The sequence below is a fragment of the Parasphingorhabdus sp. SCSIO 66989 genome (genome assembly GCF_032852305.1).
In the GTDB taxonomy this organism is placed as follows: Bacteria; Pseudomonadota; Alphaproteobacteria; order Sphingomonadales; family Sphingomonadaceae; genus Alterisphingorhabdus; species Alterisphingorhabdus coralli.
The window spans coordinates 2,457,814-2,483,348 of the sequence record NZ_CP136594.1; the positions used below are offsets into that span (position 1 = coordinate 2,457,814).

At 57.8% G+C, this 25,535-nt stretch carries 25 protein-coding genes; 11 read left to right on the plus strand and 14 right to left on the minus strand.

Translation table 11 applies throughout. The features are described from left to right. The first annotated feature begins 62 nt into the window (after positions 1-62). The 3 genes from rnd to RB602_RS11555 all read left to right on the plus strand — a co-directional run bounded on the left by rnd (position 63) and on the right by RB602_RS11555 (position 3,279). Entirely contained in the window at positions 63-1,274 is a 1,212-nt protein-coding gene (gene rnd, locus RB602_RS11545; RefSeq protein WP_317080731.1) for a ribonuclease D, read from the plus strand. Continuing rightward, on the plus strand, positions 1,271-2,182 hold the full coding sequence (locus RB602_RS11550) for a hydrogen peroxide-inducible genes activator (RefSeq protein ID WP_317080732.1): 912 nt from the start codon (positions 1,271-1,273) through the stop codon (positions 2,180-2,182). The genes rnd and RB602_RS11550 overlap by 4 nt, the downstream gene beginning before the upstream one ends. 533 nt (positions 2,183-2,715) lie before the next feature. After that, complete coding sequence (locus RB602_RS11555; protein ID WP_317080733.1) at positions 2,716-3,279, plus strand: hypothetical protein; 564 nt, start codon at positions 2,716-2,718, stop codon at positions 3,277-3,279. A 252-nt stretch (positions 3,280-3,531) separates the two neighbouring features. On the opposite strand, the gene pgsA is transcribed toward RB602_RS11555, so the two are convergent. Then, positions 3,532-4,140 carry a CDP-diacylglycerol--glycerol-3-phosphate 3-phosphatidyltransferase gene (gene pgsA, locus RB602_RS11560; protein ID WP_317080734.1) on the minus strand — a complete coding sequence of 203 codons (609 nt, stop codon included), beginning with the start codon at positions 4,138-4,140 and terminating at the stop codon, positions 3,532-3,534. Between the two features lie 169 nt (positions 4,141-4,309). Here pgsA and RB602_RS11565 point away from each other — a divergent pair, with 169 nt between their 5' ends. Continuing rightward, on the plus strand, positions 4,310-5,656 hold the full coding sequence (locus tag RB602_RS11565) for an MFS transporter (protein WP_317080735.1): 1,347 nt from the start codon (positions 4,310-4,312) through the stop codon (positions 5,654-5,656). Between the two features lie 219 nt (positions 5,657-5,875). Here the strand turns inward: RB602_RS11565 and RB602_RS11570 are convergent, their stop codons facing one another. From RB602_RS11570 to gloB, 5 genes are all read right to left on the minus strand, one after another. Next, entirely contained in the window at positions 5,876-6,082 is a 207-nt protein-coding gene (locus tag RB602_RS11570) for a hypothetical protein (protein WP_317080736.1), read from the minus strand. Between the two features lie 84 nt (positions 6,083-6,166). Next, positions 6,167-7,114, minus strand: coding sequence for a TauD/TfdA family dioxygenase (locus tag RB602_RS11575; RefSeq protein WP_317080737.1), 948 nt, complete (start codon positions 7,112-7,114; stop codon positions 6,167-6,169). Then, positions 7,114-8,829, minus strand: coding sequence for a solute:sodium symporter family transporter (locus RB602_RS11580; RefSeq protein WP_317080738.1), 1,716 nt, complete (start codon positions 8,827-8,829; stop codon positions 7,114-7,116). The genes RB602_RS11575 and RB602_RS11580 overlap by 1 nt, the downstream gene beginning before the upstream one ends. Before the next feature lie 133 nt (positions 8,830-8,962). Next, positions 8,963-10,213 carry a Gfo/Idh/MocA family protein gene (locus tag RB602_RS11585; protein ID WP_317080739.1) on the minus strand — a complete coding sequence of 417 codons (1,251 nt, stop codon included), beginning with the start codon at positions 10,211-10,213 and terminating at the stop codon, positions 8,963-8,965. A gap of 5 nt (positions 10,214-10,218) precedes the next feature. Beyond that, entirely contained in the window at positions 10,219-10,983 is a 765-nt protein-coding gene (gene gloB, locus RB602_RS11590) for a hydroxyacylglutathione hydrolase (RefSeq protein WP_317080740.1), read from the minus strand. Between the two features lie 254 nt (positions 10,984-11,237). On the opposite strand from gloB, the gene RB602_RS11595 reads away from it, so the two are divergent. From RB602_RS11595 to RB602_RS11605, 3 genes are read left to right on the plus strand one after another with little or no spacing between them, the layout of a single operon-like run. Then, positions 11,238-11,579 (plus strand): hypothetical protein, encoded by a 342-nt coding sequence (locus RB602_RS11595; protein ID WP_317080741.1) that lies wholly within the window; start codon positions 11,238-11,240, stop codon positions 11,577-11,579. 48 nt (positions 11,580-11,627) lie between these two features. Beyond that, positions 11,628-12,821 carry an acyl-CoA dehydrogenase gene (locus RB602_RS11600; RefSeq protein ID WP_317080742.1) on the plus strand — a complete coding sequence of 398 codons (1,194 nt, stop codon included), beginning with the start codon at positions 11,628-11,630 and terminating at the stop codon, positions 12,819-12,821. A gap of 38 nt (positions 12,822-12,859) precedes the next feature. Next, complete coding sequence (locus tag RB602_RS11605) at positions 12,860-13,414, plus strand: TetR/AcrR family transcriptional regulator (protein ID WP_317080743.1); 555 nt, start codon at positions 12,860-12,862, stop codon at positions 13,412-13,414. A gap of 240 nt (positions 13,415-13,654) precedes the next feature. On the opposite strand, the gene RB602_RS11610 is transcribed toward RB602_RS11605, so the two are convergent. The 7 genes from RB602_RS11610 to rimO form a co-directional block, all read right to left on the minus strand. Then, the gene (locus RB602_RS11610) at positions 13,655-14,068 is read right to left on the minus strand and encodes a hypothetical protein (protein WP_317080744.1); all 414 of its coding nucleotides are present in this window, start codon (positions 14,066-14,068) and stop codon (positions 13,655-13,657) included. Between the two features lie 84 nt (positions 14,069-14,152). Beyond that, the gene (gene argC, locus RB602_RS11615; protein WP_317080745.1) at positions 14,153-15,097 is read right to left on the minus strand and encodes an N-acetyl-gamma-glutamyl-phosphate reductase; all 945 of its coding nucleotides are present in this window, start codon (positions 15,095-15,097) and stop codon (positions 14,153-14,155) included. Continuing rightward, positions 15,088-16,032: a C40 family peptidase gene (locus RB602_RS11620; protein ID WP_317080746.1), complete on the minus strand. Its 945-nt coding sequence runs from the start codon at positions 16,030-16,032 to the stop codon at positions 15,088-15,090. Before RB602_RS11620 ends, argC begins: the two co-directional genes overlap by 10 nt. Continuing rightward, positions 15,977-16,339 (minus strand): MarR family transcriptional regulator, encoded by a 363-nt coding sequence (locus RB602_RS11625; RefSeq protein WP_317080747.1) that lies wholly within the window; start codon positions 16,337-16,339, stop codon positions 15,977-15,979. Before RB602_RS11625 ends, RB602_RS11620 begins: the two co-directional genes overlap by 56 nt. 114 nt (positions 16,340-16,453) lie before the next feature. Then, complete coding sequence (locus RB602_RS11630) at positions 16,454-17,845, minus strand: leucyl aminopeptidase family protein (RefSeq protein WP_317080748.1); 1,392 nt, start codon at positions 17,843-17,845, stop codon at positions 16,454-16,456. 270 nt (positions 17,846-18,115) lie between these two features. Continuing rightward, a complete protein-coding gene (locus RB602_RS11635) occupies positions 18,116-19,618 on the minus strand; it encodes a flavin-containing monooxygenase (protein ID WP_317080749.1) in 1,503 nt (500 codons plus the stop codon). Positions 19,619-19,761: 143 nt separating this feature from the next. Next, positions 19,762-21,168 (minus strand): 30S ribosomal protein S12 methylthiotransferase RimO, encoded by a 1,407-nt coding sequence (gene rimO, locus RB602_RS11640; RefSeq protein ID WP_317080750.1) that lies wholly within the window; start codon positions 21,166-21,168, stop codon positions 19,762-19,764. On the opposite strand from rimO, the gene RB602_RS11645 reads away from it, so the two are divergent. Genes RB602_RS11645 through RB602_RS11655 form a run of 3 tightly spaced genes read left to right on the plus strand, consistent with a single transcriptional unit; the run spans position 21,167 to position 23,226 of the window. Continuing rightward, on the plus strand, positions 21,167-22,030 hold the full coding sequence (locus RB602_RS11645; protein ID WP_317080752.1) for a glycine-rich domain-containing protein: 864 nt from the start codon (positions 21,167-21,169) through the stop codon (positions 22,028-22,030). The genes rimO and RB602_RS11645 overlap by 2 nt on opposite strands. A gap of 43 nt (positions 22,031-22,073) precedes the next feature. Then, positions 22,074-22,733, plus strand: coding sequence for a histidine phosphatase family protein (locus RB602_RS11650; RefSeq protein WP_317080753.1), 660 nt, complete (start codon positions 22,074-22,076; stop codon positions 22,731-22,733). Position 22,734: 1 nt separating this feature from the next. Then, on the plus strand, positions 22,735-23,226 hold the full coding sequence (locus RB602_RS11655; RefSeq protein WP_317080754.1) for a hypothetical protein: 492 nt from the start codon (positions 22,735-22,737) through the stop codon (positions 23,224-23,226). Here the strand turns inward: RB602_RS11655 and RB602_RS11660 are convergent. Then, complete coding sequence (locus RB602_RS11660) at positions 23,223-23,942, minus strand: EF-hand domain-containing protein (RefSeq protein ID WP_317080756.1); 720 nt, start codon at positions 23,940-23,942, stop codon at positions 23,223-23,225. The genes RB602_RS11655 and RB602_RS11660 overlap by 4 nt on opposite strands. Positions 23,943-24,134: 192 nt before the next feature. On the opposite strand from RB602_RS11660, the gene rlmN reads away from it, so the two are divergent. Beyond that, a complete protein-coding gene (gene rlmN / locus RB602_RS11665) occupies positions 24,135-25,361 on the plus strand; it encodes a dual-specificity RNA methyltransferase RlmN (RefSeq protein ID WP_317080757.1) in 1,227 nt (408 codons plus the stop codon). Positions 25,362-25,535 lie beyond the last annotated feature (174 nt).

The following is a 25,535-nucleotide window of genomic DNA, read 5'->3' on the forward strand; positions in this document are numbered from 1 at the left end:
GCGCCTAACACAGGTGCGACTAGCATTTGTCAAGTCGCCTCGGCGGCTTTAAGAGCGTTTTCATGAAAATTCATCCTTTGATTAGCGATAGCGACACGCTTGCCGCACTATGCGAGCGCTTTTCCAAAGCCGATTTTGTCGCCGTCGATACTGAATTTATGCGCGAGAACACCTATTGGCCGGAATTGTGCCTGGTGCAGATCTCCGATGGCGAGGAAGCCGCCGCCATCGACCCAATGGCCGAGGATATTGACCTTAGCCCACTTCTCGACCTGCTCACAGAAAACCATGATGTGCTCAAAGTCTTCCATGCCGGCGGTCAGGATATCGAGATTATCTTCAACATGACCGGCAAGACCCCGGCGCCGCTGTTCGATACCCAGATTGCCTCGATGGCATTGGGTCAGGCGGAGCAGATCGGCTATGCCAATCTGGTCGAGAACTGGCTCGGCGTGCGCGTCGACAAGGGCGCGCGGTTTACCGATTGGTCGCGCCGCCCGCTCGATCAGCGGCAGATTGATTATGCCATTGGCGACGTCACGCATCTCTCCGCCATCTTCCCGCAAATGCTCGACAAGTTGCGCGAGACCGGACGCGGTGCCTGGCTCAATCATGAGATGGAGAAGATCGGTAATCCGGCGCAATATGATATCGATATCAACACGCTCTGGCGGCGGATCAAGGCGCAGGGACGCAATGCCCATGTGCTCGGCCGGTTAAAGGCGCTGGCGGCATGGCGCGAGACCGAGGCGCGTGACAAGAACCTGCCGCGTGGGCGCATCGCCAAGGATGAGACGCTGGGCGATATCGCCGCGCATCCGCCGAAGAAGCAGGATGATCTGGCGCGCATCCGTGGCCTCTCCAATAGCTGGAAGAGCAATGATATCGGCGCGCGGCTGATGGATGCGCTCGCCGATGCCGGGCCATTGCCGAGCGAGGAAATGCCTCCGCGTGGCCGCCGTGGTCCCGGTCTCGGCAAGGAAGGCGCGCTGGTCACTGATCTGCTCAAGCTACTGCTCAAGATCCGGGTGCGCGAGATGAATGTTGCGGCGCGGCTAATTGCCCGTACTGATGAATTGGAGAAGTTGGCAGCAGGCGAACGCGATGGGCTGGAAATCCTTACCGGCTGGCGCTTTGAGGAATTTGGCCGCGATGCGCTCGATCTGGTTGAGGGCCGGGTTGCCTTCACCATTGTCGACAATAAGCTCAAAATGACGCGTACCGAGGCACCGGCCGAAGACACGCCCGAGCCGCTGGAAACCGCCGCTTCATGAGCAGCTTTTTGCCCACGCTCAAACAGCTGCAATATCTGGTCGCGCTGAAAGAGCATGGGCATTTTGGCAAGGCGGCGGAAAGCTGCTTCGTCACGCAATCCACATTATCAGCGGGCCTGCGCGAGCTGGAATCACTGCTCGATTGCACGCTGGTCGAACGCACCCGACGCGTTGTGCGCTTTACACCGCTGGGTAATCAGGTGGTCGAACGTGCCCACCGGCTGCTGCGTGAGGCGGAGGAGCTAGCCGAACTCGCCAAGGCTTCGGGCAAGCCGCTCACTGGCGAATTGCGGATGAGCGTTATCCCCACCATCGCGCCCTTTTTGCTGCCCCGGCTGTTGCCGCGTCTGCGACAGGAAAAGCCCGATCTCAAACTCTATCTGCGCGAGGAAGTCAGCACCGCCGCCTGCGATTCGCTGCATCATGGCCAGGTCGATTGTATCCTGTTTGCCATGCCTTTTGCCTGCGGCGAGGTGGAAAGCGAGACGCTGTTTACCGACAGCTTCCATGTCGCCTTCCCCAAGGATGACCCACGCGACCCGCCGACCAGCATCGACCCGGCGCTGATCGATGAGACCCGGCTATTGCTACTCGAGGATGGCCATTGCCTCAAAGACCATGTCCTAGCCGCCTGCAACCGCCCGGAACTCAGCGCTAGCGCCACCATGATCGGCACCTCGCTGCACACGCTGGTGCAGATGGTCGATAACGGCCTCGGCCTCACCCTGCTGCCCGATATGGCGCTTAGCAGTGAAATCCTGACCGGTACCAGCATTGTGACAAGACCGCTAAAGGCGCAGCAAGCATCGCGGGATATTACGTTGGCCTGGCGCAAAAACAGCCCGCGCGATGAGGAGTTCCATATGCTGGCGGATATTTTGCGGCGGGGGTGGCAGGAAGGGGCATGAGTATATCGCCCGTTCGTGTCGAGCGAAGTCGAGACACCGTTTCGTAACGCAAGGGCCTTGCGAGTTGATCTGGCGTGCATGGGTCTCTCGCGAAGGCCACGAAGATTTTCAAGAACGCTAAGGGCTTGGCGCAAACCTACCCACTCTTCCTTCAGTTGAGACCTGGCCCTGAGCTTGTCGAAGGCGCGCAGGTGTTGGAAACTGTCAACCGCGCTTGACGAAGGTTACAAAGGTTACCCTCGCGAGGCGCGGAAAACGGTGCTTGTGTTGGAGGTTCCCAACAATGACTGGCAGCCAGCCATGGGGTAATGAGCCGCATAAGATTGAGAAAGAACCAAACAAATCATAACATCGCAACACACTGTAGGACAGCATTTGGAACGGCCATTGTTACAAAGACCTTAGATTACAGTGACACCTGCAATAACTGTATCTCAATTCCAATAAGTGATCGCTAATGGGCTCGGGACTTCTGTGCTCGAATGGGACCACCGACGGTTGCTTGTGCTGCGCCTATGTTTCAAGATGTTCCCATGAGTTATGATCTGCATATTACTGCTCCCGAACTGAGCACAGACCCATCACACCGATGGACTAAACGCCTGAATGCATGCGACCGCATGGAATATGAGTTCCACCCAAGTGTTAAATTTGAGGTTGGTCGTGCTGGTTTTTGGCCCATCAAAGTAACTACTCCCCGACGTCGGCTATTCTCTTCACGTAAAAGTTATATCTCAGGCTTTGAGATGTTCCTGAGTGATTTCAGTTTCGAAAGCTATTTTGACTGTGAATTAGAAGACGACGAAGGTAAGAAAAGGAAAATTGCAGCAGAAGGTTTTGACTTTGATCTTTGGCAGAACTTCAGATTGCAAGTGAGTATTTCATTCAAGCCATACAATGCGTTCGAAGCGACCTTGTCGTTCCTCTCAGCAGCCATATTGACTGAGGAACTAAACGGACTGTGCCACGATCCGCAAACGGGTCAGTATTTTGGCAAACGTGACGTATTTGAGTGGGCGAAAATGCAGGCTGAACGAAACAACCAAGGTACAAGTAAAAACGAGTTAGTGGCGTACCCTTTTGAAGGTTGGCAGTAAGACTGTTGAGAAGTATTCTGCTTAAACATACAGTGTGACATTCTGTAATCTTATCGCACTTTTTTGTGGTTTGGCACAATCTTCTTCGCGCTCTTAAAAACCTTCGCGAGCTTCGCGTGAAACACTTTGCTTGGTCAGAGCCTGCAATCAAATCGGCGCCAGCAACCATCGCAACACACCGCCTGTGCCCCTTCCGCCTTCGCCAAGGCTTCGGCGGACACGCCACCTGTCCGCGAAAAAGGCGGATTTTGATCAATCCATATGCTTCAAGCCAACGCGCAGATAATCCCAGCCGGTGATCATCGTCAGAACAGCCGCGATCCACAGGCTGGCAAGACCGACCACATGCACCCAGCTTTCGGCAAAAGTCGCGCATGTTGGACCAAGGGCTTGGCATGGCTGGCCATGCACCGCACCGCCCAGGATCAACGCGCCCAAAGCAATCAGTTGGAATGTGGTTTTCCACTTTGCCAGCTTTGTCACCGGCACCGACACCTGAATGCCACCGAGAAATTCACGCAAGCCCGACACGGTGATCTCACGGATCAGGATCACCAGCCCCGCAACCACATGCAGGTCGCCGACATAAGGCCCGCGCAGGAAACCCTGTGCGGTTAGGATCAGGATCACCGCCGCGACCATGATCTTGTCGGCAATCGGGTCGAGAAACGCGCCGAGCTTGGACACCGCGCCCTGCGCTCGGGCGAGATAGCCGTCAAAATAATCGGTAATCCCCATCAGGCAGTAGAGTCCGAAGCCGAGCAGATAGCCCAACTGCCACCCCGGCCACCAGAGCAGCGCGACGAGAAACGGCACGGTGACGATCCGCGACAATGTCAGGATATTGGGCAAGGTCAGCATCGAGGATGCTCATAACCAGAGTTTGGGCAAAGGGGAACCGACTCTTTGCCCCGCCTTTTGCCCCAGGTTGAGACGTGTATCAGAGCAGCAGAGAATCAGCGGTTGGCGTTATGGCCGGGATTGTCTAGGGATGAACCTACAGGGATTAACAACAGGCTTATAGCACCGCATGTCATCTGCATTTCCCCTTCTTGGCAAAAGAAGGTTTTCCCCGCTTTTTATCACCCAGCTGCTGGGTGCTTTTAACGACAATCTGTTCAAATTCTCGATGGTCATATTGGTGACCTATGCCGTTCTTAACGACCCGGAACAGGAATTTCTGTTCAACGCCGTGGCCTCTTTGGTGTTCATATTGCCGTTCTTTCTGTTCTCGGCTTTGGCGGGGCAATTGGCAGACAATTACGACAAAGCGATGATCATCCGCCATGTCAAAACGGCGGAAATCGGCTTAGCGATTACCGGGGCCATTGGTCTCTATTTCGAGATCGTTAGCGTGATGTATGTCGCGCTGTTTTTGCTTGGCCTGCAATCGACATTTTTCGGGCCGATCAAATATGCGATCCTGCCGCAACATCTCGACAAGGATGAGGTGCTGGCCGGAACAGGGTTGGTCGAGGCAGGGACCTATATTGCCATTCTAGCCGGGACTATCCTTGGCGGCATCATCATCGACCGAGAAGGCAATGGCGTCGAATTTGCCGCCTTCATGGTACTGGCGGTGGCCGGGATTGGCTGGGTCTCCAGCCGCTTTGTCCCCGATGCGCCGCCACAGAAAGAGCGCGAGAAGATTGATTTCAATATCTTTCGCTCCAGCTGGCAGTTGATCAGCGATACCATGCATATTCGCCGCCTCTATCTGGCGATTATCGCGATCAGCTTTTTCTGGACCATCGGCGCAGTGTTGGTGATCCAGTTTCCGCCATTGGTGAAAAACGTGCTCACCGCCGCCCCCGAAGTCGCCAGCCTGTTCCTGGGCGTATTCTCTGTAGGCATTGCGGTCGGCTCAGTGCTGATCAACTGGCTGCTGAAGAGTGAAGTCTCCGCGCGCTATGCGCCGATCAGTGTGATCATGATGGGGGGATTTGTCATTCTGCTTTATGTTGCGGGCCGCAACTGGAATGGCCTGGAAGGTGATGACCTCTTCACATTCTGGACCTTTTTGGAACAGGATGGTTCGTGGCAATTGCTGGCAATATTGGCGGGTGTCGCGATTACCGGCGGCATGTTTGTGGTGCCGCTTTATGCTTTCCTCACCACCACCGTCGATATCAGCCGCACCGCGCGTACCATTGCCGCCAACAATGTCGTCAATTCCGGCTGTATGGTCGCAGGTGCTGCTATGGCAGCGGGCCTCAGCCTATTGGGCGTCTCAACCCTCGACCAGTTCCTCGTCGTCGCCGCGATGTGTCTGATTGCAGCGTGGTTGGGCTGGCTGCTGCACAAGGCGGCAATGGAACCGTTGGATACGGACGATGAGTTCCATGACCATGACAAGGTGGATCATCTCACGCCCTAGATACGGGTCAGGTAGCAGGCCTTATATACATCAAATAGGCTTTGCCTGGACTGGGCGAGAACTAGACTTGTTCACGCGGAGACGCGAAGGCGCGGAGAGGATTGCATAGATCATCAAGTCCTCCGCGTCTCCGCACCTCCGCGTGAGTCAAAAAGGAAAGCCTGATCCCCGCCTGCGCGGGGATGACGAGTGGAGGTGCTTTGTCGTCGGCAAGAAATCTCACCAGATAAAGGCCGAAATCCCCAAAAAGAACGCCGCGAAACTCAGGAAGAAAGTGCGGATATCATCAGCTCTTCCCTGCCAACCAGTCGCTTGGGATTCTTGATCGACTTCCAATGCGGACAGCGGCAGCTCGGCGCGAAAGGCATGGCCTTGCTGGATATCTTCAATCGGTGCTTCGACAGGAGCGGCATTGGCATGTGACATGCCGTGACATTAAGGATTTGTTTACCGATTCTGCCAGAGGCATTATTCTTTTTCGGTTCAAGCGTATCACTTTGGCACAACCGATCAGGCAGCCCCAATCAGCGATGCAAGCACCCGCCTTTTGCCTCTAAATGGCCGCCGCCCATGCATCACGCGATAATTGTCGAGAATGGCGACGTCACCCTGTTGCCAGGCGCAATCGGCAGTCACCTCTTCGGAAAGCGCAATCACATGCGCCATATCGTCCGCATCAATCGCGCTGCCATCGCCAAAGGTCACTTTGTCGGGCTCGCCCTCCGGCGTATCGGCCCAGCCGATCCAGGCAGCGATCAACTGATTGAAAAAGCTGATCGTGCCATCTTCCAGCACCCGCACCGCAGGCATGGCCGAAGTGGTGACACGCAGCGAAGGTTCCTCACCTTCGCGATCATCGCCCCAGCCCCATTCATAACCCAGCACCTTGAGCTTGGCCTCCGCCTCGGCGCGGGTTGTAACGCTGAGCGTACTGGCCCAGCTACGCCCCTGCCCGCTCGCCGCGTCGTCGGAACCCGGCATGATATTGGTATAGCGCAAGCCAAGCCGCTGACATTTTTCGGCGAATTCGGGAAGCTCGGCCGCGATCTTCGCATGTAGCAGATCAGAGCGGCATATCGGCGTCGCCCCACCCTCACCCGGTGCGAACTCACAGAAAAACAGCAGCCGCGATGGATAGATCGGCGTCTGCGCCATTTCGTGATGCAGATGGATCGCGACATCAGGCGGCGCTTCATTGGCAGTAAACACTCGCTCGGTGACATTGACCCGCACCGCGTTGGACAGCGACTCTGCATAGGTGAAGCTGGGCCAGCGCGTCGCTTCGATCAGCGCATCGAAATCCTGCGCATCGGCAAGGTCAAAACCGCGCAACAGCACTGCACCGGATCGCGCCAGCTGCTCCTCGACACCTTCGCCTATGGCTTGCCACAATTCTTGCGGGCTATGGTCCGTCGCAGCAACATCGTCGGCAGTGATAACGGCGGGAAAATTCTCCATCAGGCCAGTGCATCCTTATATTTGCGAGTCCAGCGGCGGCGCTCAAAGGCGATTGCGATGGCGCTGATCCCTATCACAGCCGTCAGCGATGGCCAGAACATATCGCTCAGCCCGTCGACCAGACCGATAGGCGAGAACAGCAGATAAATCGCGACAATCGCCGCCACCAATATGATCGATACCGGCCCGGCATAGCGCCATGGGGTGAGCTCGACCGGGTGGCGGATATTCTCATGCGCGATATCCACTCCGCCAAAACCCTTTGACAGCGCCGCCATAAAGCCGATCTCGATAAAGAACAGGATCGCATAGAGATGCACGAAATTGAGACCGGTATCGAGCGCGGGAATGAAGCGCAGCGCGCCATAGGCGGCGACATGGAACAGGATGACCGCTTTCGCCGCCCAAGGCGGCACGCCGCGCATAAACAGTCCGGCCAGCACAATCGCGATCACCGGGATGTTATAGAAGCCGCTGAAAATGCGTATGATCTGCCAAAGCCCTTCGGCGGCATTTTGCAGGAAGGGGGCAGCTATAAAACTGGCTACCGCGATAAACAGGCTGGCGATCTTGGCGGTCTTCACCAGCGTCGCGTCATCAACTTCGCCGCCACGCATGGGACCGTAGATGTCCAGCGCAAATAGCGTCGCGGCACTGTTGAGCAATGAATTGAACGAGCTGAACACTGCACCCAGCAACACAGCGAGAAAGAAGCCGGACATCCAGCCGGGCAGAACATCGGCAACCAGTCGCGGATAGGCCTTATCCAGCCCGCCAATATCCGGGCCATAGAGATGGAATGCGATGATCCCCGGCAACAGCATCATCCCTGGCACCAACAGCTTGAGAAAGCCGGTGAGCAACACGCCCTTTTGCCCCTCCGCCAGTGACTTGGCGCCGAGGGTACGCTGGATGACATATTGGTTGGTGCCCCAATAGAACAGCGTCGCGAAGATCATGCCGGTAAACAAAGTCAGAAACGGCGTCGGGTCATCATTGCTGCCAATGGCGTTGAGCTTGTGAGTTTCGGTCGTAAAAACCGTTGTCGCGCCCTGGGTGAAGCTCCCCTCGCCCAGCGCGACAAGGCCGAAGATCGGCACCAGAAAGCCGATGATCAGCAGGCCAATGCCATTGATGGTATCCGAGACCGCCACCGCTTTCAGGCCACCGAAAACCGCATAGGCGCCGCCGACACAGCCAATGACCAATATCACCGCAACCAGACTGGCCGTCGGTCCCAGCCCGGTCACGCCTTGAACATCAAACATGCCCAGCACTGCGAGCGCGCCCGAATAGAGCACCGAGGGTATCGTCACCAGACCATAGCCGAGCAGGAACAGCACCACGGTATAGCGTCGCACGCCTTCATCAAACCGGCTGCTGAGAAACTCGGGCAGAGTGGTGTAGCCACCGGCGAGATAACGCGGCAGAAAGACCAGTGCCATGACAATGATGGCGAACCCTGCGGTCACTTCCCACGCCATGGCCGACATGTTGAAGGCATAGGCCGAGCCGTTAAGGCCGATAAGCTGCTCCGCCGAGAGATTGGTGAGCAGCATCGACCCGGCGATGAAAAGGCCCGTCAGGCCACGCCCGGCGAGGAAATAGCCGTCGCGATCCTCGGCGGTGCCGCGCGTCTTGAGCCAGGATAGCCACGCCACCAGCGCCATAATCGCCGCCGCGCCGAACAGGGTCCAGAGATTATCGGCGGTCAATCCCAAACCCTTCCGATGTCACCCCCGCGAGCCGAAGGCGACCGAAGGTCAACGCGGGGGTCCAGAGCGTCAAAGTGCGGCGCTTGAGGCTCTGGATACCCGCCTTCGCGGGTATGACGGTTAGTTTTTGCTATCATGGTGTTTGCTGACCAAACGCCACATCGGCAGCATCAATACCCGCCTTCTCCAGCATATCCGCAATCTCCACCGGCGCGCCGTTGGCAATGCTATTCTGCGCCGCAGCGCCGACGAGAAACGCCCAGAAGCCCTCGCGCGCTGTGGCGAGATCGGTTGGCTTGCCATCCAGCGCATTGATCAGCCGGTGATGCAGATGCCAGCTTGCACCGCCATGACCACTTTGTTCGATCCAGCGCGGATAGCTCGGCTCGATATGCACCCGGCGTCCGGCATCGCCCTGCACAATATCGAGAGTGTTTCTGAACTGATCATCCCCATTGGGGTCGGCATGCTCTTGCCCGCGCAGCTGGCCCTTATCCCCGGTGACCACAAGCTCCTCGCGGAAGTCGGGTGTCAGCATATTGAGCGTGAAGCTGCCACGCAGACCACCCGCATAATCGATCAGCACATCGGCATTGTCGAGCATATCCGCCTGCTCGCCATCGCGCGCTAGATCGCGGAAATTGACGGCCTGTGATCCACTGGCAAGGACGCGCTCCGGTGGCGCGCCGGTGATGCGGTGCATCAGGTCAAAATAGTGGCAGCATTTCTCGACCAGCGTGCCGCCCGAGCCGCTGTTGAACTTGTTCCACTGCCCCACCTTATCGAGAAAGGGCGGGCGGTATTCGGCTATGCGCAGCGTTTTGAGAGTGCCGATAGTGGCCGTGTCTGCCAGCCGATCCAGTGCCTCGGCATAGAGCGCTTTGTAGCGATATTGCAGGCCAAGCTGGAACAGCGCCGGATGCGCCTCCGCCGCCTGCAGCATCGCAAAGGCATCTTCCAGCGTGGTTGCCATGGGCTTTTCCACCAGCATCGGCTTGCCGCTGGCGAGCAGAGGCTCCACCACTTGCCAATGCGAATGATTGGGGGTGGCGATAATCACCAGATCGACCGCCGGGTCATTGGCAGCCGCTTCCGGGCTGTCATAGAGGGTTAGCGGCTGATCGCTGCCCAGACTATCATGCAGCCGCTGTGCTGCCGCAACGCTGGGCTTATGCGGATCATAAACGCCGATCACCCGCGCTTGCCCTTCCAGCGCCGTCACCCGCAGATGCTCCAGCCCCATGGTGCCGCAGCCGATCAGTGCGAAATTATAGCGCGGTTCCTCGCGGCGCGAGAGATAGCGGTCCTCCTCGCTGACAAAATCCCATTTGCGGCTAGCGGTAAACTGGCGCAGCCTCAGGCCATCTTCATTGTCGCCAGCCATAGACTTCAGAAATTATCCTTGGCGCTGCGGATCGCGGCGAAGGTGGCGACGGCATCGCCTTCATGCCCCATATGCGCCTGCATCGCCGCAACATCGGCGCGCAAAAATGGATTGGTATCCAGCTCGCGTGCCAGCGTTGTCGGCACCGTGGGCTTGTCTTCGGCACGCAACGCATCAATGCGCGCGGAATATTCGGCAAGCGCCGCATTATCCGGATCGATATGCGTCGCAAAACGGGCATTGGCCTGGCTATACTCATGCGCGCAATAAAGCGTGGTGTTGTCCGGCAAATCGCGCAAGCGCAACATAGTCGACCACATCATTTCCGGTGTACCTTCAAACATCCGGCCACAGCCCAGCGCGAAAATGCTGTCGCCGACAAAGGCAATCTCGTTATCGGGCAGATGATAGGCGATATGGCCGAGCGTATGCCCCGAAACATCCATGACATGCGCCACATGATCGCCCAGCTTGACCGTATCGCCCGGATCAACCTGATGATCATAGACCGGGATGCGTTCGCCATCGCCTCTGGGTGCGATGATGGTGCAGCCGGTTGCGTCCTTAACCGCCTGATTGCCGCCGGCATGATCGGGGTGCCAATGGGTGTTCCAGATATGGCTGATCGCCCAGCCCTTTATCTCGGCCTGTTTCAGAATTTCCTCGGCATCGGGCGTATCGATAACGGCGGTCTCGCCGCTGACATCATCGTGCAGCAAAAAGCCGTAATTGTCGCTGAGACAGGGGAATTGGTGAACATGAAGCGGCATGGCGCGGCTCCTCGCGGGTTTAGGGGCTGGTTTTGGAATATGCTTAGCATCTGCACCGCCACTGGCAAGGTGGTAGCAAAGAGGCCGAGCGCAAACCTCCCGTTCGCTTCGAGCGAATGTCATGAGATTCCAGCGCGTCATTGCGAGCGTAGCGAAGCAATCCAGAGCGTCTCGTACTGCTCTGGATTGCCGCGTCGCTTCGCTCCTCGCAATGACGTTTAAAAACGAACAGTTATGCCCTAAAGATGTAGCTCATGAACCTTGCCGACAGACTGACCCGCTTCAGCCGCTGGACGCTGACGCAGCCGCTGGCGAAATTATTTGCCCTATCTATCCTGTTTCAGGCCGCATTGGTGGCCAGCCTTTACCTGCGCAATGATACGCTTTTCTATACCGGCGTAGTCGGCAGCTGGTGCCTGATCATCCTGTTCCTTGTGCGCCAGACCACGGCCATCGGCGATGAGATGCGCCGTCTTGAACCGGGTCAGCCGCAACCCGGCTATGGCAGGATCATAAGACTGCTGGCACCGTTTATGATCCACTTTGGCAGCTTCGCTATTCTCAGCACCATTGTTGGCCTCGCCTATCGTGCCTAAGATCAGACAGATATTGAGTATGCGCCGCAACAGGCCTATTGAGCCGCCATGGCACGCGAACAATTTATATCCTTCACCTGGGACGATCCCTTTCTTCTTGATGACCAGCTGACCGAAGAGGAACGGCTGATCCGCGACAGCGCGCATGGCTTTGCACAAAGCACGCTGCAACCGCGCGTGATTGACGCCTATCGTGAGGAAGTCGACGCGCCCGAGCTGTTCCCGATGATGGGCGAGGCCGGACTGCTCGGCGTTACCCTGTCCGAAGACTATGGCGGCGCGGGCGCCAATTATGTCTCCTATGGCCTGATCGCGCGCGAGGTGGAGCGCGTGGATAGCGGCTATCGCTCGATGATGTCGGTGCAGAGCTCGCTGGTGATCCACCCGATCAACAGCTTTGGCAGCGAAGAGCAGAAGCGCAAATATCTGCCCGGCCTGACTGCGGGCACGCTGATCGGCTGTTTTGGTCTCACCGAACCTGACGCCGGCTCCGATCCGGCGGGCATGAAAACCACCGCGAAAAAGACGGACGGCGGCTATGTCATTTCCGGTGCCAAAACATGGATCTCCAACGCGCCTTTTGCCGATGTGTTTGTCGTCTGGGCCAAGTCCGAAGCGCATGGTGGCGCTATTCGTGGCTTCATTCTGGAAAAAGGCATGAAGGGCCTCGAAGCGCCGAAGATCAAGGGCAAGCTGTCCTTACGCGCCTCGACCACCGGCATGATCCAGATGGATGAGATCGAGGTTGGCGAAGAGCAGCTGCTGCCCGATGTGCAGGGCCTTAAAGGGCCGTTTAGCTGCCTCAACCGGGCGCGCTATGGCATTAGCTGGGGCAGCATGGGCGCGGCGGAATTTTGCTGGCATGCGGCGCGGCAATATGGCCTGGACCGCAAGCAATTCGACCGACCACTGGCGGCGACACAGCTTTACCAGAAAAAGCTCGCCGATATGCAGACCGAGATTGCGCTCGGCCTGCAAGCCTCGCTGCGCGTCGGGCGGTTAATGGATGAAGGCCGGTTCGCGCCGGAAATGATTTCCATCGTCAAACGCAATAATTGCGGCAAGGCCCTCGATATTGCGCGCCAGGCCCGCGACATGCATGGCGGCAACGGCATTTCCGAGGAATATCAAGTGATGCGCCATATGGTGAATCTGGAAACGGTGAACACCTATGAAGGCGCGCATGATGTCCACGCGCTGATCCTCGGCCGGGCACAGACGGGCATACAGGCCTTTTTCTGAGGCTGTCCGGCGGGGCTGGTCTCTGCTAGGCATTGGCAATGGCACAGCAAGAGGCTCCCAAACAAACCGAAAAGCGCAGCGCAAAGGTCGATGCCATGGTCGATGCCATGGCGGACTTTGTGCTGGAAAACGGGCTGACCGCCGCCAGCCTGCGGCCATTGGCTAAAGCCGCGGGCACCAGCGACCGGATGCTGCTCTATTATTTCGCCGATAAGCATGAGCTAATGGCCGCGATATTGGAGCGGGTTGCCGATCGTATGGTGGCGATGCTCGATGCGATTGCCGATAGCGAACCGATGTCGCCCGATGCGCTGTTGACCGCGCTGATGCCGCTGCTCTCCAGCGATCTGGCATGGCCCTTTATGCGCATCTGGATTGCGCTCGCCAGTGAGGGCGCCAATGGCGACAGCAATGCGCAGAATGTCGGCAAAAGGCTGGGTCAGCGTTTTCTTAAATGGGGCAAAGGCCGTTTGATCGGGGCCGATGAGGCGGAGCGACACAAGGAAGCGAGCCGGATGCTGGTGATGATCGAGGGCCAGGTAATGCTCAAGGCGCTGGGATTGGAGCAGATCGGCAAGGATGCGCTGGGGTAAAGTTTCGTTTCACGCGAAGCACGCAAAGATTTTCAAGCGGTCGTTTTGGACTGCCGACTCTTTGCGCCTTTGCGTCTTTGCGTGAGCAATAAATAAGCCCCTCCCCTTCAGGGGAGGGGTTGGGGTGGGGGCGTTCCACAGGCACCGCGCAAGTGGATATCCCCCACCCCGCTGCGACTAACCGCCTTCGCTAAAGCTACGGCGCTAAGTCTCGCTGCCCCTCCCCTAAAGGCGGAGGGGCTAATTCGCCCGACGATCCAGCAAAAACCCGAGCGCTATCGCCACCCCTGCGCCCCATAGGATGCTGGCTCCCGATATGGCGACAATCTCGACTGTCTCGCCATAAAGCTGCGGCAGCCATGTCAGTGCCATGCCGTCGCACAGCGCAGCGGCGGCAGTTGCTATCGCAAGCGCAGGCCCAAGTTGGCCGGACTGTATCGAAGCGACCATGCGGATCAGATAAACAAACGGCACCGTGCCCGGAATGACCAGCGCATAGAGCAGCGCCATATTGCCCTGTTCAAGCAGGTCCGCCTGGCCGAGAAACCGCAACAAAAGCGCAGCGGCGAACCACAAAATCACCCCCATGATGATGCTGATACTGATCTGCTTGGCAGACAAGCGCGGCGCGGCATAGAGCTGGGCATGAGTCATAATGGTCTCCTTGGAAGTGACCATTAGCATCAGAATGTAGCGGTCGCTACATAAAATTGTGCTCTAGAGACTTAGATAATATATTCAGACCCTTAAACCTGATAACGGGTCAATCCCGGCCATGATATTGAGGTTCTGCACCGCCGCGCCGCCAGCCCCTTTGCCGAGATTATCCAGCACCGCCATCAGCCGCACCTGTGTGCCATCCGCCCGCGCAAAGACATGCAGCTTGAGGCCATCATATCCCGGCACACCCGAACGCAGCAGCAGCTCGCCCGGCGTCTCGCTCTCACCCAGAGGCGCAACGCTGACCAGCGGCGTCTCGGCATAGTGCGCCACCAGTTGTTCATGCAGTGCTTCCGGTTCAGCGACGCCCAAAGCGCCACCGATATGCAGCGGCACCTCAACCACCATACCGCGATAGGCAGGGATAACGGCGGGCGCGAATATCGGGTCTTGTGCCAGTCCCGCATGGACTTTCATTTCCGGCAGATGCTTGTGGCTGAGGTCGAGGCCATAGCCGCGATAAGCAATATCGGGCTCATCATCCTCGATCCGGGCTATAAGCGCCTTACCGCCCCCCGAATAGCCGGATACGGCGTTTACCGTGAACGGATAGTCAGCCGGTACAAGCCCAGCGCTGACCAAGGGAGCGACAAGCGCGAGAAAGCCTGTCGGGTAGCAACCCGGGTTACTGACAAAACGTGCGCTCGCAATCGCCTCCGCCTGGGCCGCAGACAGTTCGGAAAAGCCATAGGCCCAGTCGTTATGGACACGGTGTGCAGTGGACGCATCGATAATGCGAGTTGTCCCATCGGCAACCATCGCCACCGCCTCGCGCGCTGCATCATCAGGCAGGCAGAGAATGGCGATATCTGCGGCATGCAACGCCTCTTTGCGCTTGGCGGCATCGCGGCGGTCCGCATCATCCAGCGCCAGCAAAGTGACATCATTGCGCTGCTCAAGCCGCTGCCGGATCTCCAGCCCGGTTGTCCCTGCCCCGCCATCGATAAATATAGTTACGCCCATGTCAGTCGCTTTCTTGCGGTAATCGGGCGGTTGTCTCCACCCGTATAAGGCCTTGCCACGACATCCTCCAGCCTGTCCACCGACACGCACATGGCAGTGCTGTTGGCATGGATGATATGCTCGCCATCGAGCATGATGCCAACATGGTGCGGGAAGAAGACCAGATCATTGCGCTGCAATGGCGCATCTTCCTCCAGCGCTTTGCCCAAGGCCGCTTCCTGCTGGTCACTGTCACGCGGCGATGTTACGCCCTTCAGCATCAACACAAGCTGCACCAACCCGGAACAGTCCAGCCCATCGCCGCCGCGCCCTCCCCAGAGATAGGGGGCATCAATCAGCGTCTCGGCAATAGTCGCAATATCTTCACCAGCTGTACCAATCGCAGCCAGGTGATGGCTCGGGAGATAACCATGTTCGCATTTGCTAAAGGCACCTTCCTCGCCTGCAATCGACAATTGCGACCCCATGGCAGGCCGCATCACCACCGGTGCCTTGAAATCGGGCTCGCTGAAGATCAGCGTAGCCCGCGCGCTGACGCTATGGGTTGCGGCAACAGTTCCGCGCGCCAAAGCCGATAACTCCACATAGCCGCAATAGCCATCATCCAGACAATAGCCCCAGCACCAGCCGCCAGCCATTTCCAACACCGCAAAGCCATCGCCAAGCCGCAGTTGCGACACCGCCTCGGCTGTCTGAGATGCGGTTTTGTGCAGCATTGCAGAGGCCATGACACAATGATGCGGCACCGCTGCAACATAGGATGACGCGAAAATCTTGCCCGCCAGCCCTATGTCTGCGAGGTCGCCCCGCGCTGGGGTTATGCGTTTGTCATAGGCGGGCAATGGCCCGTTCAGGCCAAAGCGGGTGACCGGCTCGGCATCAGTGGTGGACAATAATCCCGTTGTCGCGGGCAAAGGCGCTGCGTTCTGCTGCATTGTTGCCAAAATAATCCTCGAACTTGGCGAGGAATGCCCCTCCCCTGCTGGTGCCGACGATAAACACGTTGCGGCCATCCGCCTCGTCCGCCTGCCGCGCCAGAAAGCCCAAATTGGCGAGCTTGTCCAGAGCCCGTGTGATTACCGGTTTGGAAACCGCAAGCGCCTCGGCCAGGCCGCGTACCGTGTGCGGCCCGGACGTATAATGCACCAGCAGCAGCACCGCCAATTGCCGGTTTGTAAGATCCGGCTCGGCCGCGCGTACATAGTTGACCAGGCCCTGCATCCACTGCGCTATCATCGTCATTCTGTTATCCAAACCGTTAAGGCCCAATCGGCCATTTCATCAGAAGGTTCGGTCAAAGAGCGGTAATGGTTACATGGCGGTAATAACTTCTGCCCGTTCACGGGAAGGATAAGGTTACTTTCCGAAACGCTGCTGCAAATAGCGCCAGCTTGCGCGCAGGCCCAGTGCTTCGCCGCCCTGCGTCTGACCAGGGCGCGCAGTCGGTCGCCAGGCAAAGGTGTCAAAATGCACCCAGTCCTTGCCTGTAGGCGCAAAGCGTTTGAGGAAGAGTGCCGCGGTCACCGCTCCGGCAAAGGCACCGCCGGTGTTGTTGATATCGGCCAAAGGTGTTTTGAGCATATCGGCATAGTCATCCCAGAGCGGCAAGCGCCACATCGGATCTCCAACATCGCGTCCAGCGTCATGCAAGCCGCTGGCGACATCCTCATTATCGCAGAACATTGCCGGCAGATCGGGGCCGAGCGCAATCCGCGCTGCACCGGTGAGTGTCGCAAAGTCGATCACCAGTTCCGGGTCATCTTCACCTGCCTTGGTCAGCGCGTCACCCAGCACCAGACGGCCCTCGGCATCGGTATTGCCAATCTCGACACTGTCGCCCTTGCGACTGGTGAGGATATCGCCGGGGCGGAAAGCCCCTGCAGCAATGCCATTTTCCACCGCCGGGATCAGCAGATGCAGCCGCACTGGCAATTTCGCCGCCATCACCAGATGCGCCAGCGCCAATGCGTGCGCCGCACCGCCCATATCCTTTTTCATCAGCCGCATGCCGACCGCGCTTTTGATATCCAGCCCGCCACTGTCAAAGCATACGCCCTTGCCGACGATAGCGAGACGGGGATGATCTTCCTTGCCCCATTCCAATTCAATCAGACGCGGTGCATGGGCACGGCTTGAGGCGCGGCCAACCGCATGGATCATAGGATAGCCCTGCTCCAGCGCATCGCCACGGGTCACGGTCAGCTTGGCATCATAGGTTTCAGCCGCCTTTTGGGACAGCTTCTCCAGCATGGCCGGGCCCATATCCTCGGCCGGTGTATTCACCATATCGCGCACCAGCGCCGTAGCGCCCGCCTCGGCCATGCGCGCCTCGGCATTGGGCAGCTTGTGGGTGAGAAGGACACGCGGGCCTTTGTCATCGCCATTGGAAAGATAGCGGTCAAATTTATGTTGGCCGAGGCACCAACCGATCACCGCCTGTCCCGGCGTCGCATCGCCATCAAGCCGATAATGACCCTCGGGCAGGGCTTCGGCCAGCTTTGCCAGCGACCAGACGGTCAATGTGTCAGCATCAGCCACACCGGCAACCACGCGCAAGCTGTCGCCTTTGCCCTCAGGCACCAGAACATATTCGTGTGGCTTGGCGGCGAAGCATCCGGCCTTGACGAAACTGCGCACGGTATCGGGCTGTTGCTTCAGCCAGTCATCAAGCTGGTCCGCTGTAAGACAGGTGATCGGGGTGGCGTTCTGGCCGCTATCGGCCATGACAAGATGAGAAAAATCAATCATCCGCAACAGATAGTGCGTTTTGCCGCTGACGCAAAAGTGTAATTCGGACTTGTTTGCTCGCGGTTAGGGGAATAAAGCCTCCCCCTTGGGGGAGGGGAACCGCCGGAGGCGGTGGAGTAGCACCCTCGGCATGTTCCGAATTTATCGAAGATGCGCGAGCCTTTTTTCCAGACTGGCTGCAAGACGGAGAATAGCAGAAGCTTTGTAAAAGGCCGAAGGTGCCCCTCCACCAGCTTCGCTGGTCCCCCTCCCCGTTTCGGGGAGGAAGCTCTACTCCGCCGCCTCAGCCATCGGCTCGGCTTGGGGCTGCGCCACAGCACCAGCATTACGGAAGGTCAGCACCCCGTCATCCAGCGGCTCATTGAGCAGCACATTGCGTTCAAACAGATAGTCCTGCGTCAATCGCCACGGCATTTCCGCGCCCTGTTTCGGAAGGATATCGTTAGCGCGCTGGACATAGCCCGAGGAGAAACCGTCAAACAGTTCCTCTTCAGGCACTGAAGCAGGATCATCGAGTTGCGGCACAACAATATCGCTGCCGCTCTGCTGCATGCGGTTCAATATGCGGCAGACATAATTGGCGACGATATCCACCTTGAGCGTCCAGGACGCATTCAGATAGCCGAAGATGATCGCCATATTCGGCACATTGGAAAACATGCAGCCCTTATAGTAGAAACGATCATTAAACTGCGTCGCTTCGCCATCGACCGAAAATGCCACCTTGCCCGCCATGGCGAGTTTCAGGCCGGTTGCAGTGACGATGACATCCGCATCCAGATGCTCACCCGATTTCAGTTCTATGCCGGTCTTGGTGAAGCGCTTAATATGGTCGGTGACAATGCTCGCCCGGCCTTCGCTGATGGCGGTGAACATATCCCCATCGGGCACCAGACACAGCCGCTGGTCCCATGGATTATAGGGCGGGGTATATGTCTTTTCGTCCGGCTCGCTGCCCAGCGCCTTTTTGACATTCTTCATCAGAGTCTTGGCCACGCTGTCGGGCTTGTTCTTGGCGCGTTTAAAGAACCAGTCTTGCAGCCAAACATTGCGCTTGCGGATGATATTATAGGCCCATTGATCAGGCATGATCGCGCGCAGGAAATTGGCAATCGCGTCCTTTGCCGGACGCACCGCATACCATGTCGGCGTGCGCTGCAGCATCGTTACATGCCCTGCAGTGTCGGCCATATTCGGAACCAGCGTGACCGCTGTGGCTCCCGAGCCAATGACAACGACCTTCTTGCCGCTATAGTCCAGATCCTTGGGCCAGAATTGTGGATGGACAATCTGCCCGGCAAAATCCTCGCGCCCTTCAAATACCGGGTCATAGCCCTGATCATAATCATAATAGCCGGTGCCCATATAGAGGAAGCGGCCTTTGAGTTCGCTGGTGCCGCCTTTGGTCTCGACCGTCAGCGTCCACAACGCCTCCTCACTCGACCAGTTGGCCGAGAGGATTTTATGGCCAAAGCGCATATGCTGGCGCAGGTCATGCTTGTCGGTGATGCGGTGCAGATAGTTCAGAATAGACGGGCCGTCGGCGATTGCCTTTTGCTCGGTCCAGGGCTCAAATTCGAAACCCAGCGTGTGCATATCGCTGTCCGAACGGATGCCGGGATATTGGAACAGGTTCCATGTGCCGCCCAGATCATCACGCTGTTCAATCATCGCAAAACTGCGGCCAGGACATTGCTGCTTGAGATGCACCGCCATACCAATGCCGGAGATTCCCGCTCCCGCGATCAGCACATCAACAATTTGTTCGGCCATTCACCACTCTCCACATCAACCCGAGCCAACCCATGATCTGCGCCATGGTGTTACTTACAATGCTGTGACTATGCCGCAGCGGGAACGGGGATGCAATGATTTAACCGAGTGATTAAAACGCCAATGACTGGCGAATAGCGTTATTAAGATACCGGCACTCCATAAAGATCATGCGCGTCAGCATCTTCGATCGTCACATCGATAATGTCACCGACCGCCAGATCCGCAGCAACATCGCGCAGGAATACCTCGCCATCAATGCCCGGCGCATCTGCCTGTGAGCGTCCGGTTGCGCCGATAGAACCCTCTTCATCGGCCTCGCCAACCTCGTCGATAATCACCGGCAGGGTGCGCCCGACCTTGGCTTGTAATCGGGCGGCACTGATTGCGGCGGTTTTTTCCATCAGCCGCTGGTAGCGTTCTTCCTTCAGCTCTTCAGGCACCGGATTATCAAGCGCATTGGCCGCTGCCCCCTCGACCGGCTCGAAGCGGAAACCGCCAACGCGATCGAGTTGCGCCTCATCGAGCCAATCGAGCAGATATTGGAAGTCTTCCTCGGTCTCGCCGGGAAAGCCGACAACAAAGGTCGAGCGGATGGTGAGATCAGGGCAAATATCGCGCCATTTTTTTACCCGCTCCAGCACCTTGGCCTCATTGGCCGGGCGCTTCATGCGTTTCAGCACCGATGGCGCGGCGTGCTGAAAAGGGATGTCGAGATAAGGCGTCAGCAGGCCATCGGCCATGAGTGGGATAACCTTGTCGACATGCGGATAGGGATAGACATAGTGCAGCCGCACCCAGGGCGCCCTGCCCTCAGCGGTGCGCAACTGGCCCAGTTCGCGCGCCAGATCGGTCATATGCGCGCGCGTCTCGCGGCCTTTCCACATCCGCGTTTCATGGCGGGTATCGACACCATAGGCCGACGTATCCTGACTGATCACCAACAGCTCTTTGGTGCCCGCCTCGACCAGCTTCTCCGCCTCACGCAGCACCGCATCGACGCGGCGGCTGACCAGATCACCGCGCAGTTGCGGAATTATGCAGAAGGAACAGCGATGGTTGCAGCCTTCGGAAATCTTCAGATAGCCATAATGGCGCGGCGTGAGTTTCAGTCCACCATGCTTGGTCTGTGCGTCAGGATCAGCTTGCGGAATCAGATCGATATATTCACCGCGCGCCGGTGGCGCCGCCTCATGCACCGCGCCGACCACATCTTCATATTGCGCCGCGCCGGTGATCGCCAACACATCGGGAAAGCGGGCGCGGATGGTATCAGCTTCCTTGCCCATACAGCCGGTAACGATCACCCGGCCATTTTCCGCCATCGCCTCACCAATCGCCTCCAGGCTCTCTTCCTTGGCGCTGTCGAGGAAACCGCAGGTGTTGACCAGCACCACATCGGCACCGGCATAATCGGGCGACATATCATATCCATCGGCGCGCAGCTTGGTAAGGATACGCTCGCTATCAACCAGCGCCTTGGGGCAGCCCAAGGACACCATGCCCACTTTGGGCGGGGCAGGAATGGACAAGGGAGTGTTGGAAGCCATGGAACGCGCCATTAGCGTTGTTTTTGCCTTATGTCACGTCCAAGCCTATATCCGCCTGACAAGCGATGATTGGGAGAAGTATATGGTTCGCGATGACCCACTATGGAAGAAACTGGAAGCCATGAAGGTTTCGCCGCCAAGCACCAACTTCACCTTCGAGCAACGCTTGGCGCGGGACAATGGCTGGAATTCTGCCTTCACGGCAAGAGTAATGAAGGAATATCGTCGTTTTCTGTATCTCGCCGCGAAAAGCGGTACCGATATCACCCCCTCAGTCGCTGTGGACGAAGTCTGGCATCTTCACCTCAGCTACACACGCCATTATTGGGATGTGCTGTGCGGCGACATATTGCAACAAGAGCTGCACCATGGCCCGACTGCCGGCGGTCAAGTCGAGCGCAAACGCTATCATGACCAATATGCAGCGACCCTAAGCAGATATTCCGAGACCTTTGGCGAAGAGCCACCAGCCGATATCTGGCCCGATGCACAGACGCGGTTTTCCGGTCTGCTGCGCCGTGTCGATGTGACCAGAAACTGGGTTGTCCCCAAATGGCCCTTGCGCCCAGCCGTAATTGCCGGGGCAGCCGCACTGGTTTCCGCTTGCACCATGCTGACCGCTGCGGCGAGCGGTGAAAGCGACGGCGGTACCAATCCCGCTGTCTTCATTGGTGCTGGCACAGCGATTGTAGGCGGGCTTATTGCCCTGTTTGCGAGCCTTCATGCGCAGTCAAAAAAGAACAAAGACTCTGGCTGCGGCGCGGGTACAGCTGGAGGTATCGGCGGCAAAGATAACGATAGTTCAGCCGATGGCAGCGGTGGTGATGGCTGTGGCGGCGGAGGCGGTTGCGGCGGTGGGTGAATTGACCATTGCGCATTGAAATGGCCTTCTCCACAACGTCGGTATGACCAACGCCCCAGAAACCAGCCCTCCAGCAATTGCTGGTCGCCTGTTTATCGCCCGCCATGGTGAAACCGTGTTTAACGCCGCTGCTCGCCTACAGGGGGAAAATCTTCATACACCGCTGACTCGGGCGGGCTTTGCCCAAGCCGATGGAATGGGCGCAGCGCTGCGTGAAGTGCTGGGGGCTAAGCCGTCCATAACGCTGTGGGCATCGGAGACCGGACGCGCCTTGCAGACATTGGCGGTGATTGCGGAGCATCTGGAACTCGATTGGCATCAAGCACGCCGCGATACCCGGTTGGCGGAAATCGGCATGGGCAGCTGGGGCGGCCGCTATTATGCCGATGTTACGAAAGAATATGGACCAATTGTCGATATGCAAACGCGATTGCTAACCCCTGCCCCTGATGGCGAACACTATACCGCTATTGCCGAGCGGGTGAGCGAGTGGGCCGCAGAACATGGCGGCGAACCGGGCGACAAGCTGGTCATTATGCACGGCATTTCCAGCCGGGTGCTGCGCGGTGTATTGCTGGGGGTGGAAACCGATCCGGTCTATGGCGCACCGATTGCGCCGGGACTTCCCCAGGGATCGGTGACCTGTATCGAGAATGGCGAAGAGCATGTGGTGGTCACCGGCACAGGCGGAGAACGGGCCTGATATGCGTCGGAGCCTCGCCATAGCAACACTGACAGCCAGCGCGATAGCTACACCCGTTATAGCCAAGGATAGCCTTGGTGTATTTGAAAGCTGGGGCGCTTTTCGCGATGCCGATATTTCGCGCTGCTATGCCATTGCCAAACCAGCGCAGATCAATGGCCGTCCGCGCTATAATGCCTATGCCAGTATCGGTTGGTGGCCAAAGCGGCAGGTCCGCGCACAGGTGCATTTCCGCTTGAGTCGTCCTGCTGCCGATGGCGGCGAAATATCGCTAATGGTCGGCAATCGCCGTTTCACCTTGACCGGAGGCAATGGCGATGCATGGGCCAAGACCAAGAAAGACGACGCCGCAATTATCGCCGCGATACGCTCGGCTCGGAGCATGAGCATCCGCGCGCGCAGCAAAAAGGGTGGGCGCATAACGGATCGCTACACCTTGCCGGGAGCAGCTACAGCCATGGACGCCGCGGCCTTGGCCTGTGCCCGGCGTTAATTGGGGGCATCACTGCTCACAGGCGGAGGCGGCGCTGCGCCTTCAGGTGGCGCACCTGGCGGACGATCACCTGGCCGATTGCCACTGCGTGAAGGAAATTCGCTGCGCACCAGAAAGCCGTCGGAATTTGCATCCAGTTCCTTGAAACGCTTGCTCTGCGCATCTTTCAATTCTTCAACGCTTACTTGCCCATCATAGTCACCATCGGCTTGCGACAATATCGTCACATTCAGCGGCGGCACGAGTCTGCGCAACAGGCGGCCATATTTGCGGTCATTAATCTCGAACGGGAGGCTATTAGGCACCATCGCTTGATTTACCGAACCAGCAGATCGGTCATCCAATGCCTGCGAGCCAAGGCTGCGCTGCCAAGCGGAAAACTCGGCATAGGAGAGCGAGGAATTGCCATCTGTGTCAATCCGGCCAAAACGCTGTTGAACGATCGATTCTGCCAGCGCATTGATCTGACCGCGCAACTCCTCAACGGTAAGATAGCCATTACGATCCTGGTCAGCTTCGCGGTGCTGGCGCTCGATTATTCCTTCGACCTTTTTTAGCTCAAGAGGCTTCAATTGACGCGGTTGCGGACCTCCAAGACGACTCTGTCCAAAAACCGGTGCCGCCAATAGCGAGAGCAACGAAGCGGCCAACAATGAGCCCATTAAAGCAGCTCTGCCAGTTTTCTGTCCCGGCTGCAGAAATGCAAGCGCTTTCATGCGATAAACTCTCCTGATTCTTTGTGGCTTTGCAGAGGTATATTGGCGTAATTTGTCTCTTGTGGCCAGACTTTCACCACAGCCTCCCATAACCAACGATGAATATCTAACCACCATATGCGTAACGATGTGCTCTGATAATTGGGATAGGCGCACTTCCCTTTCGCCCGTCACTTCCCTATATGGCGCCCCATGCAGATTCCCGGCCATATCGACCCTGTGCCCGTGCCGCGCCCGGACAATGTCACCGCGCGCGCCGATGGCCGTATTGACTTGATGGGGCTGAAGCGCGAGCAGATTCGCGATCTGTTTGCCGAAGCCGGCCTTGATGCGCGCCAGGCAAAGCTGCGTTCCAAGCAGGTGTTTCACTGGATCTATCATCGCGGCACCAGCGATTTTGAAAGCATGACCGATATCGCCAAGACGATGCGGCCCTGGTTGGCCGAGCGTTTTGTGATTGCGCGCCCCAATGTGGTGGAAGACCAGATTTCCGAAGACGGCACGCGCAAATGGCTGTTGCAGACCGATGACGGTCATGATTTCGAGATGGTGTTTATCCCCGATGCAGACAGGGGCACCCTCTGCATTTCCAGTCAGGTGGGCTGCACCCTCAACTGCACCTTTTGCGCCACCGGCACCATGCGGCTGGTGCGTAATCTGACACCCGGCGAGATTGTCGGACAGGTGATGTTGGCGCGCGATGCGCTGGGCGAATGGCCCAAAGGTGTGATGGACGGTCTGGATGATGAGGCGGATAGCGGCGGTTACACTGCTGACGGCCGGTTGCTGACCAATATCGTGCTGATGGGCATGGGCGAGCCGCTGTATAATTTCGACAATGTCCGCGATGCAATGCAGATCGTGATGCATGGCGACGGGCTGGCGCTGTCGAAAAGGCGGATCACCCTTTCCACCAGCGGTATCGTGCCAACCATGGCAAAGGTCGGCGAAGAGATTGGCGTTAATCTGGCGGTCTCACTGCATGCGGTCACCAAGCCGGTGCGCGACGAGATTGTTCCGATCAACAAGAAATATGGCATTGAGGAGCTGCTGGAAGCCTGTGCTGCCTATCCCGGCGCCAATAATGCGCGGCGCATCACCTTTGAATATGTCATGCTCAAGGACAAGAATGACAGCGACGAAGACGCGCATGAACTGGTGCGGCTGCTCAAACAGTATAAGCTCCCCGCCAAGGTCAATCTGATCCCGTTCAACCCCTGGCCCGGCGCACCTTATGAATGCTCGACACCCGAGCGCATCAAGCGCTTTTCCGATATCGTGTTCGAAGGCGGTATCAGCGCGCCGGTACGCACGCCACGTGGTCGCGATATTGATGCCGCCTGTGGTCAGTTGAAAACGGCGGCAGAAAAGAAAAGCCGAGCGCAAAGGGATCGCGAAGCAGCTGAGGCCAGCGCCTAATTTATCAACTCGTCGGCCCCGCGCAGGCGGGGCCAGGGCTAAAGTTTGTTTTCACGCGAAGACGCTAAGCCGCAAAGAAGACTCTCATTTTTTGCACTATATCTCCGTGCCTCCGCGTCTCCGCGTGATCCAAAAGCCTAGGCCCCGCCTGCGCGGGGCCGACGATATGGTTGA